The organism is Sorangium sp. So ce131 (assembly GCF_051519095.1).
In the GTDB taxonomy this organism is placed as follows: domain Bacteria; phylum Myxococcota_A; class Polyangia; order Polyangiales; family Polyangiaceae; genus Sorangium.
In genome coordinates this window covers 10,972,850-10,984,776 of sequence record NZ_CP150455.1, presented here as the reverse complement: position 1 = coordinate 10,984,776, position 11,927 = coordinate 10,972,850, and the positions used below count along the sequence as shown (strand labels likewise).

Sequence of the window (11,927 nt, the reverse complement as noted above, 5' to 3'; positions counted from 1 at the left end):
CTTCGAGCCCCTCTAGGTCCACGATCGAGTGCGCGGATCGAGTGCGCGTTTCCGCCGTGTTTCCGAGAGGCTACTCGGCGTCGAGGCGCTCGAGCTCCCGACAGCGCGTGAGCTCGTCGACCGCGGCCAGGAACGCGTCGTAGTCGATCGGCTTCGGGAGCACGCGCGCGACACCGAGGCTCGCCGCGTCGTGCTTCGACGACGCGGAGGAGACGATGACCGGTATCCGCGCCGTCTTCTCGTTGTGCCGGAGCGCCGTGATCAGACCCCAGCCGTCCATGATCGGCATCATGATGTCGACGACGAGCAGATCGGGGGGCGCGATCTGGTCGAGCAGCGCGAGCGCCTCCTCGCCGTTCGACGCGCAGCGCACCTCGTAGCCCCCCTCGCTCTCCAGGATCATGCTCACGACCTCCTGGATGCTCGGCTCATCGTCGACGACCACCACGAGCTTGGCGCGGCTGTTCGGCGCGCTCGAGCGTGACCGTACCTCAGCGTTGCGCCGCACCGTCCGACCTCCGAAGGTATCGACCAGCATGCTCTTCTCCCCTGCGCGCTCACCGGACTGAATTCCAGGGACGAGCCAGAGTATCCACCACGCATTTCGTTCCGTCGCTGCGTGGAATCCAAGATTGGGAGCTCAGGAGACTCCCGAAACCGCGGACGGCTTCGCGTGAGCCGATTGCGCCGGTGACGCGATGGGCCGCCGTTCGCGACCGGGACATCCGCGCGTGGCCGCGCGGCGCCGCGCGGGGCTGAAGCCCGGGCGTCCCCGCGGCGGCGTCCCGCGCGGGGCGGGGAGCGATGTCGGAAACTTGCGTCCCCCGCGGGGAAAGTGCTCCGCTCGGGCGGACGCGGGCACGGCGGCGCGAGGGCGCCCTACTGCGCCGCACCTTCGAGGCGCGCCGTCGCCTCGTGGTAGGCGCGGGTGACGTCCGACTCGTCGAGGAAGCCGACGATCTTGCCGTCGCCGTCGGTGACGAGCAGCTCGCGCACGCCGTGGTCCAGCAGCACCTGGAGCGCGCGGTGCAGGTCGTCCGTCTCGCTGACCGAGGCGGGGGTCGTCATCAGGTCGTGCGCGATCGCGAACCCGGACAGCTCGGGGGCCGTCGCGGTGGTGCGCAGGATCTCCACGTCGACGGTGCCGATGACCTTGCCGTCCTCGGAGAGCACCGGGAAGGTGTCCTGCCACTCGCAGGCCGCGATGCGCTCGACGACGCTGGAGGCGGGGGTGCGCGCCTCGAACGACACGAACGGACGGCCTTGGATCACGACGTCGGCGACGCGGATGCTGCGGAGGACGTCGATGATGAGATCGTCCTTGTGGGCCGGGGACTCGCGCTTCGTCGCGACCTGCGCGCGGTAGAGCGTGCTGTGCCGGAGCGCCACGAAGGCGATGCCCTCGCAGAGCATCAGGGGCACGAGCAGGTCGTAGCTGCCGGCGAGCTCGCAGACCATGACGAGCGAGGCGATCGGCACGTGCGCGATGCCGCCGTAGAACGTGCCCATGCCGACGAGCGCGAACGCGCCGGGATCGATGCGCGGGTCGCCGAGCAGGAGCTCCGCCGCGCGCCCGAAGGCCCCGCCGGTGAGCGCGCCGATGACGAGGGAGGGGCCGAAGTCGCCCGCGCTGCCGCCGGAGCCGACGGTGAAGGCGGTCGCGACCATCTTCGTGGCGAGCAGCACGAGCAGCAGCTGCACCGCGGTCCACCCGGCCGGCATCCACGTGGCGCCGGTGATCGCGATCTGGGCCGCGCCGTAGCCCGCGCCCAGCATGCCGAACCCCTGCCCCGGCCGGTCGAAGCGCGACCCGAGGAGCATGAGCATCGGGGTCACGAGCAGGCCGAGCGCGAGCCCGCCGAGCGCGGGCTTCGCCCACGACGGCAGCGCGATCTGGCGGACGGTGTGCTCCACCGTGTGCATCGTCCGGAGGAACAGGGCGGCCACGAGCGACACGATGACCGCGAGCGCGGCGTAGAGGGGGAGGTGGGACGGGACGAACGGGTAGCGGGGCGCGTGCGCGAAGAGGGTCGACTCGCCGAAGAAGTAGATGAAGACCGAGTAGGAGACGACGCTCGCGAGGATGGAGGGCACGAGCGCGTCGGCCTCGAAGTCGTCGCGGTGCAGCACCTCGACGGCGAGGAGCGCGGCCCCGAGCGGCGTCCTGAACACCGCCGACATGCCCGCGGCCGCGCCGGCGATGAGCAGGATCCGCCGCTCGCGCGTGCCCACGCGGAGGCCGCGCGCGATGATCGAGCCGATCGCGCCGCCGATCTGCATGGTCGGCCCCTCGCGCCCGCCGGAGCCGCCGCAGCCGAGCGTGAAGATCGACGCGAACGCCTTCACCAGCGGGACGCGCTTGCGCATGGCGCCGCCCTTGTGGTGGAACGCTTCGATGAAGGCGTTGCCGCCGCCGCCGCCGGTCTCCGGCGCGAGCTTCGTGGTGAGCAGGCCGCCGGCGAGGGCGCCGAGCGCGGGCAACACGCACACGAGCCAGGGGCGGAACGGCCCGCCGTCCGCGCCGCTGAACACCGCCTCGCCGCGCGCGCGGAGCGGCACGTAGCCGGTGAGGGAGAGGAGGAGCTCGTGCTCGGCGAGCTCGAGGGCGGCGAAGAACAACGAGCCGACGATGCCGGCGGCCACGCCGACGAGGATGGCGTGGAGCAGCACCCGCCCGACCAGCTGGAACGCGATCAACCCCTGCGGCCTGGGGAGCGGCGTGCGTATCGCCAGGCGGCTGGGGCGAGAAGGTAGGTCCTCCGGGGGCGACATCTTTCCTCGTGGGCCGGTGCTCCCCCAGCGCACGACGGGCCGAACGCGGGCCTAGTGTCTCCGATCTCCCCGCGGCGTGCCCGCCGAAACCACGGCTGGGCTCGACATTCTCTTGGAGGGGCCCTGCGGCCTCGGCTTCCGTTCGGCTTCCGTTCCTGCCCCTCCCGCCCCATGTGCGTGAAGGGCCGCCCGGCGCGGGCGCCGGACCCCGGGATCGTCGGGGGTGGCCAGGTTGGAGGCATGGCGATGGATCCGAACCCTGTCGAGTACGGCACCCCCGTCACGGGGGACGAGAACGTGGCGGTGGGCGACGCGGCCGTCCAGACCACGGACGAGAGCGTCCGCACGGCCGCCGAGACGGTGGTCACGCCCGCGTTGACCCTGGAGCTGGCCGCCGAGACCCTCGCGGCCGTGCTCGGCCCCCTGGTCGACGCCGACTACGTGCAGGGCAAGACGCAGTTCCGGGACGTGCTCTGCGATCGCTTTGACCTCTCGCAGCTCGAAGCGGAGGACCTCGTCGATGCCCTGGAGCGATCCGGGCGGATCGGCTTCCTCGGCGCGGACGCGGAGGAGCGCCGTGGCTGGCATGTCCAGCAAGGATCCGGCGCCCGCTGAGCATGGACCGCGGCGCGGCGCATCGCGTGGCCCGGCCCAGGGTTGGCCCCGTGGTTTCTCACGGAATTGCTCGCCTTCTGCGCGTCGCGTGCGGCGATGCGCCCGGTGTGTGGATGAACAATTCCCTTGCCGGCGTACTCACGTCATGGACTAGGCTGGGCGGCGTATGGACGAGTTGAAGCCACGGAGGGCAGTCGTCCCGAGCGCTCCCCCGGTTCCGCTCGTCGTCGTCGCCGGCTGTCCCGCCGATTTCGTCGCGGAGTGCCGGGACGCGGCGGTTCGCTTCGGGGTCCTGGTGCGCGAGTGCGACCTGCGCTCGCTCCGGGCGCTGATGGCGTCGTCGCAGCCCTACGCGCTGATCGTGATGGAGGACCTGTACCGCTTCGACCCGGGCGCGTTCGACGCGTTCGTCCGCCAGACCCCGGCCTCGCTGCTGCGGATCGATGCCGGCGAGGCGCAGGACCCCGAGGCGCGCCGTCTCCTGGTCGACGCCATCTTCGAGTCCGCCGCCGCCGAGCCCAGCAGCGGCATCCGCCCCCTGTCCCGCTGAACCCCCCCGGCGCGTCCCGCCGCGCGCCGTCGCTTTACTGGCGGCGCTTCTGGCCGGGGAGGGTCGCCTTCTCGGGGGGCGGCTCGAGGTACTCGATCGTCTCCGCCGCGAGGATGCCGTACTTCGGGTTGGCCGCGGCGCCGCCGGTCGACTTCGTGAACGTCACGCCGTACGTGCCGGTGACCTTCACCTTGGCGCCGACGTTCGGGATCGGGTTCGGCAGCTCCTGGCCCCAGAACTCGTCCGTGAGCTTCGCCTCGTTCTCCTTGCCGCGCGGCGCCTTGTCGATCGCCTCGATCATGCTGTAGATCTGCGCGAAGTTCGACGCCCAGCCCATCACGTCGATCATGTCCTTCGTCTCGCCCTTCTCGTCGGCGATCGCGAAGCTCGGGACTGGCGCCTTACAGTCGGCCGCGTCGGCCTTGCCGGTCTTGTGCACGGCGCAGGGCGGGGCCTCCTGGAGGTTCGTCTTGACGATGTAGCCGATGACCGAGACCTTCTTGCCGTTCACGTCGTCGGCGTGGACGCGGCTCCGCAGGTCGTGCGTGATGCCCCAGACCGTGTAGGCGTCGCCCTGCTTCTTGGCCTTCGTCGGCAGCGTCGGCACCGCGGGCAGGTTGGCCTTCCGGCCGCTGAACGCGGGCTTCGGCTGGTATGGCTGCTCGTCCGTTCCGCACCCTGAAGTGCCCGCGACGAGGAGGAGAGCGGCGGCGAGGGTTCGACCGAATCGGACGTTCATGGCATCTCCAGGGTCAACAGGGCGGCAGGCACATCCAGCAGGAAAGATCCAGCTCTGGAGTAGCCGCCGGACAGCAGTGCACCGCGTGCGGCCAGGTGCCTCTCGCAAGCGCCGCGGCGGCGCAAACGGCTAACACGGCCGCGAGTAGATCGTAAAGAGAAACGGGAACGTCCCCCTCTCTTCATCAAGTGGCCATGGGGGTCGCGGGCGCGCTTCCCGTGCGGCGCGGCCGCGGCGCGGTGCGGCGCGGAGGGCCGCCCGGAGGCGCCCCGCGCGCCGCCCGGAGGTGCGACCGGAGGCGCCCGCGCAGCGCCGGCAGCGCTCCCGCGCCGCGCTCCGGATCGGCGCGCCCGCGCCGGCCGCGCCGGCCGCGCCGGCCGCGCCGGCCGCGCCGGCCGCGTCGATCTGGCGCGCGGCGTATTGCCAGGGCGCGGCGGCCTCCGCGGCGCCAGCGCCCCGGTTGCCCGCAATACGTCAGGGAGGCGTTTCCGCTCTTCGCGCTGGCAACATCGATCGAGTACCCTCTCGGTCCCATGCGCGAGACGACCCTGCGCGCGGCGTTCGAAGCGTCGAAGGTTTTGGTGATGATCCTCGCGGGCGGCGAAGGCCGCCGGCTTGGCCCGCTCACGCACGATCGGGCGAAGCCAGCCGTGCCGTTCGGCGGCCGCTACCGGATCATCGACATCGTCCTCTCGAACTTCGTCAACTCCGGCTTGCACCGAATCAAGATCCTCACGCAGTACAAGAGCGCGTCGCTAGACGAGCACATCGCCCGAGCTTGGCGCCTGTCGCCGATGCTCGACAGCTTCATCGAGACCGTTCCGGCGCAGCAGCGCACGGGCAAGAGCTGGTTCAAGGGGTCGGCCGACGCCGTCTACCAGACCCAGCACGTCATCACCGACGAGTCGCCCGAGCACCTCTGCATCTTCGGCGGCGACCACGTCTACAAGATGGACGTGCGCCAGATGCTGCACGATCACCTCTCGCGCGACGCCGAGGTGACGGTCGCGGCCATCCCGGTGCCGAAGGACGAGGCGCGCGCCTTCGGCGTCATCGAGTGCGACGAGTCGGGGCGCATCCTCGCCTTCCACGAGAAGGTGCAGGACCCGCCGAGCATGCCGGGCCGGCCGGGGATGTGCCTCGCCTCGATGGGCAACTACATCTTCAAGACCCCGGCGCTGCTCGACGTGCTCGAGCAGGACGCCGCGATGGAGGACAGCGCGCACGACTTCGGGCGCGACATCATCCCGCGGATGGTCAAGAGCGGCGCCCGCGTCTACGTCTACGATTTCCACGAGAACCTCGTCCCCGGCGAGGACGAGGGCGCGGGCTACTGGCGCGACATCGGGACGATCGACGCGTACTGGGCGGCGCAGATGGATCTCGTGAGCATCCAGCCGGCGTTCAACTTCTACAACCCGCGCTGGCCGATCCGGACGGGCATCAGCCACGACCCGCCCGCGAAGTTCGTGTTCCGCGACGAGGCGAACGCGCGCGTCGGCATCGCGACCGACAGCCTCGTCTCCCTCGGCTGCATCATCTCCGGCGGCCGGATCCACCGCAGCGTGCTCTCGAACCGCGTCCGCGTGAACTCGTTCAGCCACATCGAGGAGTGCGTGCTGTTCGAGGACGTGAAGATCGGGCGCCACGTCAAGCTGCGCCGCTGCATCATCGACAAGGACGTCGAGATCCCCGCCGGCGCCGAGATCGGCTTCAACCTCGAGGAGGACCGCAAGAAGTGGTTCGTCAGCGAGGGCGGGATCGTCGTGATCCCGAAGCGCGCCAAGATCGATTCCCCGTAAGGCCCCTGACCGAGGCGCCCCGCGCCCGTGCGCCGTCCCCCCCTCCAGCGCGCCGCGCTGGGGGGGTGACGTGCGCCGGCGGACCCCTGCGCCCGGACGCCCGGCGACCCGGCGCCGCCCGGGAAGTGACCCGCAAGTGTCCGTAACTCCAGATGAATCTTCCTCAGGCAGCCGCAGGCCCGCGGCCGCTCGCCCGCCGCCTGAGACCCGGCGGAGCCCGCTTCCCGCGGGAGGTCGGGGCCTGCAGGGCCCCCTTGACCGGGCGTCCCTGCTACGTTTGGTGTGCGATGCCGCGCACGATCATCATCGGTGACGTTCACGGCTGCCGGGATGAGCTGGCACGGCTGATCGAGCACGTCGGTTACACGTCGGGCGACCGTGTCGTCATGGTCGGCGACCTGATCGTGCGCGGGCCGGATCCGTGCGGAACGCTCGATCTGCTCCGGGAGATCGGGGCGGTGTCCGTTCGGGGCAACCACGAGGATCGGCTGCTCCGCTGGCGCGCCGGGCGCAGCGATCCGCGCGGCGAGCCGCTCGGGGAGCTCTCGAAGGAGACGGCGCAGCAGCTGCGCAAGCGCGACTGGGCCTGGCTCGAGACGCTGCCGTACTGGATGGACCTGCCGGAGCACGGGCTCCGCGTCGTCCACGCCGGCCTCATCCCGGGGCTGCCGATCGAGCGGCAGGACCCGCACACGTTGATGTACGTGCGCTGCCTCGGGCGCTACGGCGAGCCGGTCGAGCGCCGCGGCGGCAAGACGTTGTGGGGCGCGACGTACCAGGGGCCGCCGCACGTCGTGTTCGGCCACAACGCGCGCAGCGAGCCGCAGATGCACGCGTGGGCGACGGGGATCGACACGGGCGCGGTCTACGGCGGGCGCCTCACCGCGATGGTGCTGCACGAGGGCGAGCGCGTGCCGCCGCCGGCGTCGCGCTCCGAGGTGCTCGTCTCGGTCCCGTCGCGTCGGCGCTACGTCGGGCGCTGACCGCACGCCGTCAGCGCCTGGGAGAGGATCCGCGCTCTCCAGCGATTCCGCGCGATCGAAGGCTGCGCGGCGCGAGATTTTCGCTAGGCTCGCGGCCGCGCCGCCGCCGCTCTTCAGGCCGGCGGGCGTGACGGAGCAAGCCAGGTGGAGCCTCGATACCCGTTCGTTGCAGTGGATGTACCCGAGCCGGAGGCGGACGAGATCGCCGCGGCGCTGTTCGAGCTGGGGGCGAGCGGCGTCGAGCAGCGCGACGAGCAGACCCTCGTGCGCGGGGCGCTCTCGGGCAAGGTGACGCTCGTCGCGAGCTTCGAGGACCACGAGGAGGCGGCCGCGGCCATCGCCGCGCTCGGGGAGCTCTCGCCGCCGCTCGAGGGGCGGCTCGAGGAGGTGGTGGGCGACGCGTGGCGCGACGCGTGGAAGGAGCACTTCGCGCCGTTCGCGCTGACGCCCACGATCACGGTCGTGCCGCCGTGGGTCGATCACGCGCCGCGCGGCGACGGGGAGCGGGCGCTCCTGCTCGAGCCCGGCAGGGCGTTCGGCACGGGGCTGCACGCGACGACCGCGCTCGTGGCGGAGCTGCTCGACGAGCACGCGGCGGAGCTCCGCGGCCGCGAGATCCTCGACGTGGGCACGGGCAGCGGCATCCTCGCGCTCGTCGCGCTGCTGCTCGGCGCGGAGCGCGCCGTCGCGATCGACAACGACGACGACGTGATCGAGGTGGTGCGCGAGAACGCCGCGCGCAACGGCCTCGAGGGGCGCATCGACGCGAGCGCCGGCACCGTGGAGGCGGTGACGCGGCGGTTCCCGTGGGTGGTCGCGAACATCGAGGCGCGGGTGCTCCGGCCGATGGCGCCCGAGCTCGCGCGCGTGCTCGCGCCCGGCGGGCGGCTGATCCTGTCGGGCATCCTCGAGAGCGAGCGCGACGATCTCGTGGCGCGGTACACGTCGCTGCCGCGGGCGCTCGAGCACGTCGCGACCCGGCCGGATCCCGCGGCGCCGCGCGGCGAGCGCGGCCCGACGCGGCCGGCGGGGCGGGGCGACGCGGGGGGCGAGGGCTGGGTGGCGCTCCTGTTCCGCGCGCCGGACGGCGCGGCGCCCGCCGCGGGATGAGCGGCCAGGGGATCCTGCGGGTGCCGCTCGGCGCGATCGCGCCCGGCGTGACCGCGCTGCCGGCCGAGGCGGCGAGCTACGTCGTGCGCGTGCACCGCCTGCGCGAGGGGGACCGCTTCATCGTGTTCGACCCGGAGCTCGGGATCGAGGCGGACGCCACGCTCGAGGCGATCGGCCGCCGCAGCGCGGAGGTGCGCATCGACGCGCCGCGCCCCGCGGCGCTGCGGCCCGGGCGGCGCGTGACGTGGATCCAGGCGGTGGGCAAGGGGGACAAGATGGACGCGGTGGTGCGCGACGCGACCGAGCTCGGCGCGACGCGGATCATCCCGGCGATCTCGGCGCGCAGCGTGGCGCGCCCCGCCGAGGACCGGAGCCAGCGCTGGCGCCGCGTCGCGGTGGAGGCGGCGCGCCAGTGCGGCCGCGGCGACGCGCCGCAGGTCGACGCGCCGGTGGGGCTCGCGGCGGCGCTCGCCGCGGCGCGCGCGGGCGAGGGCGGCGCGCTGGGGATGTGCCTCGACCCGTACGCGGAGACGCCGCTCGGGGCGCGGCTCGCGGCGCTCCGGCCCGGCATGGAGGCGGCGTTCGTCGTCGGCCCGGAGGGCGGGCTCACGCCGGAGGAGCTCGGCGTGTGCGCGGCGCTCGGGTTCGAGCGCGTGCGCCTCGGCGCGCTGACGCTGCGCACCGAGACGGTGTGCGCGGCCGCGCTGGGGGCGCTGATCGCGGTGAGCGACGCGGGGGCGAGGTGAGCGGCGCGGCGCGCGTGAGCCCGCCGACCACGGCCTGCCATCTCCTCTGACCTGCGCCTCGCCGCGCCCCGCGCGGCACCTCGAGAGCGCGGCGCTGCCTCTCGGCGTCGCTTGCATGCCTCTGCGCCTGTGGCGTACCGTCCTCTCTCCTGGGGCCGGTCGCGCCGCCCGCGGCGCGCGCCGTCGAGGCGGCGCGACCCATAGCTCGCGAGCCCCTTCCTTCATCGATCGTGCAGCCGCCCTGGCCTGTCCCCGTCGTTTCGTTGACGCCTGCCTCCTCGGGCTCCGTGCTCTGGCGCATGCAGGGCCTCGGGCGGCTCACCGTCGTCGTCAAGGCGACCCTGCGGCTCGTCCACGAGGCGGACGCGGAGCTCGCCTCGCCGATCGAGATCGTCCGGTCCGATCTGCCGGCGGAGGGCCGCGGCAGCCTCGAGGAGGCCTCCGAGACGGCGCCGTACCTGCCTGGCGCGGGCGTGCTCGTGCGCGGGCACGCGTGCGCTCCGGCGGACCAGCCCACGACGGCGCTCACGGTGAGGCTCGCGCTCCACCGCGACGGACGCTGGACGCTCGACAAGGGCCTCCACGTGTTCGGCGACCGCACCCGCGAGGCGCCGAGGCCCCGCCCGTTCCAGCGCATCCCGATCGTGTACGAGCGCGCGTACGGCGGCGCTCACGTCGAGGCGAACCCGGTCGGCATGGACGCCGGCTCGGCGCTGCCCAACGTGGTCCATCCGGCGGAGCCCACCCGGCCTGCGGGCTTGGGTCCGATCGCGAGGCGGTGGGCCCCGCGCAGGTACTTCCTCGGCGGCGCGGAGGAGCCGAGCGCCGCCGCGCCCGAGCTCGATGCGCGCTTCGACTTCCGTTACTTCAACGCGGCGCCTCTGGATCAGCAGATCGATTTCCTGCGCGGCGACGAGTGGATCTTCCTCCAGGGCATGCACCCGCAGCTCCCCTGGGTGCGATCGAGGCTGCCGTCCGCGCGCGGCGTGGCGAGGCTCCGCCGGTCCGGCGCGAGCGGCCACGATCGCGAGCAGGCCGTCGATCTGGTCGCGGACACGTTGACCATCGACGCGGATCGGCTGATCTGCTCCGTGGTCTGGCGCGGCAACGTCGCCTTGTTGCCCGGCGACACGCCCGACCGGCTGCACGTGCTCGCGGGCGTCGAGCTGCGCGGGGTACCCGTGCGCTGGCCAGCGCACGACGCGCCCGGCGCCGCGCCGACGTCGACCGCCGCCGCCGCGCGGCGCCGCCCGGGGGTGACCATTCAGTCGGACGAGACCGAGATGGACGTCATCCTGGCGCGGCCGATCGCCCCGTTCGCGCTGGCCCCGCCGGCCGCGGGCGCCGCGCCGCCGCCGAACCCGATCCCGGGCGCGCCGTGGAGCGCCGAGCGGTGCCCGCCCTCCGCGTCGTGGCCCGACCGGGAGGACGCCGAGCTCACGCGCTCGCTCGTGATCCCGACCCGCGCGCCGGCCTCCGGCGCCGAGGGGCCGCGCGCGCCGTCGCTGGGGGAGACGGTCGCGATGTCCAGGGACGCCGAGGCCGCGCCCGCGTCCGGCGCGCTGCCGTTCGTCCCGGCAGCGCCGGCCGCGCCCGCGTTCGCCGGCGCTCCTCGATCCGAGCTGGAGCCGAGCGCGACGGCCTCCGGCGCCGGGGCGCCGCGCTCGTCGCCGCTGGGGCCGCGCGCGCCGTCGCTGGGGGAGACGGTCGCGGTGTCCAGGGACGCCGAGGCCGCGCCCGCGTCCAGCGCGCTGCCGTTCGTCCCGACAGCGCCGGCAGCGCCCGCGCTCGCCGGCGCTCCTCGATCCGAGCCGGAGCCGAGCGCGCCGGAGCCGAGCGCGCCGGAGCCGAGCGCGCCCGAGCCGAAGGCCACGGGCCTGCGCGCGACGGTGCTCGCCCGGCTGAAGAGCGGCGAGCCGCTCCACGATCTGAGGCTCAGCCGCGCCGATCTCGACGACATCGACTTCAGCGGCGCCTCGCTGGAGCACTGGAACTTCGCGGGGTCGAGCCTCGTCCGGTGCAAGTTCGAGCGGGCCCGCCTGACCGGAGCGAACCTGCGCGGCGCGGATCTGACGGAGGCGAGCTTCGCCGGCGCCGACCTCACGGCCGCCGATCTCTCGGGCGCGCGGCTCGACGGCGCGCGGCTCGACGGCGCGTCGCTCGCCCGCGCGGACCTCGCCGGGGCGAGGGGGACCAGCGCGAGCTTCGTGGGCGCGTCGCTCGCGGGGGCCGATCTCCGGCAGGCGCGCCTGCCCGGCGCCGTCTTCGACCGGGCGGACCTGACGTCCTGCCCCGGAAGCGGCGCCGACCTCTCGGGATCGCGCTTCGGCCGGACGAACCTCACCAGGGCGAACCTGCGCGGCGCGAAGCTCAAGGGCGCCACCCTCGCGGCCGCGATCGTCGACGGGGCCGACCTCCGCGACGCCGACCTCACCGGCGCCACCCTCCACGGCGTCCACCTCGCGAGCGCGAGGACGGGCGGGGCCATCCTGCGCGGCGTGGTCGAGGGCGCGCCCCCGGACGACGGCGCGCACGCGCCCTCGCACGGCCCCGCCGGCGCATCCCACCTCGGCGGCGGCGGCCCCGGCGGCTCCCCGGACAGCGCGTGAT

At 73.7% G+C, this 11,927-nt stretch carries 10 protein-coding genes; 7 read left to right on the top strand and 3 right to left on the bottom strand.

Annotated features, from left to right (window positions below; translation table 11 throughout):
- Positions 1-70: 70 nt before the first annotated feature.
- On the bottom strand, positions 71-538 hold the full coding sequence (locus WMF43_RS40010; protein ID WP_437673142.1) for a response regulator: 468 nt from the start codon (positions 536-538) through the stop codon (positions 71-73).
- Between the two features lie 341 nt (positions 539-879).
- Positions 880-2,697, bottom strand: a complete 1,818-nt coding sequence (locus WMF43_RS40005) for a chloride channel protein (protein WP_437673140.1) — start codon at positions 2,695-2,697, stop codon at positions 880-882.
- A 321-nt stretch (positions 2,698-3,018) separates the two neighbouring features.
- Between WMF43_RS40005 and WMF43_RS40000 the strand changes: the two genes are divergently transcribed.
- Entirely contained in the window at positions 3,019-3,387 is a 369-nt protein-coding gene (locus WMF43_RS40000; RefSeq protein ID WP_437673138.1) for a hypothetical protein, read from the top strand.
- A 166-nt stretch (positions 3,388-3,553) separates the two neighbouring features.
- A complete protein-coding gene (locus tag WMF43_RS39995) occupies positions 3,554-3,937 on the top strand; it encodes a hypothetical protein (RefSeq protein ID WP_437673136.1) in 384 nt (127 codons plus the stop codon).
- 34 nt (positions 3,938-3,971) lie between these two features.
- Here WMF43_RS39995 and WMF43_RS39990 read toward each other — a convergent pair whose 3' ends face one another.
- Positions 3,972-4,676, bottom strand: a complete 705-nt coding sequence (locus WMF43_RS39990; RefSeq protein WP_437673134.1) for a hypothetical protein — start codon at positions 4,674-4,676, stop codon at positions 3,972-3,974.
- A 533-nt stretch (positions 4,677-5,209) separates the two neighbouring features.
- On the opposite strand from WMF43_RS39990, the gene glgC reads away from it, so the two are divergent.
- From glgC to WMF43_RS39965, 5 genes are all read left to right on the top strand, one after another.
- Positions 5,210-6,478, top strand: a complete 1,269-nt coding sequence (gene glgC, locus WMF43_RS39985) for a glucose-1-phosphate adenylyltransferase (protein ID WP_437673132.1) — start codon at positions 5,210-5,212, stop codon at positions 6,476-6,478.
- A 287-nt stretch (positions 6,479-6,765) separates the two neighbouring features.
- A complete protein-coding gene (locus WMF43_RS39980) occupies positions 6,766-7,461 on the top strand; it encodes a metallophosphoesterase (protein ID WP_437673130.1) in 696 nt (231 codons plus the stop codon).
- 144 nt (positions 7,462-7,605) lie between these two features.
- On the top strand, positions 7,606-8,571 hold the full coding sequence (locus tag WMF43_RS39975) for a 50S ribosomal protein L11 methyltransferase (RefSeq protein ID WP_437673128.1): 966 nt from the start codon (positions 7,606-7,608) through the stop codon (positions 8,569-8,571).
- Positions 8,568-9,317, top strand: a complete 750-nt coding sequence (locus WMF43_RS39970; protein ID WP_437673126.1) for an RsmE family RNA methyltransferase — start codon at positions 8,568-8,570, stop codon at positions 9,315-9,317. The genes WMF43_RS39975 and WMF43_RS39970 overlap by 4 nt, the downstream gene beginning before the upstream one ends.
- A 263-nt stretch (positions 9,318-9,580) precedes the next feature.
- Positions 9,581-11,926, top strand: coding sequence for a DUF2169 family type VI secretion system accessory protein (locus tag WMF43_RS39965; protein ID WP_437673124.1), 2,346 nt, complete (start codon positions 9,581-9,583; stop codon positions 11,924-11,926).
- The last annotated feature ends 1 nt before the right edge of the window (position 11,927 follow it).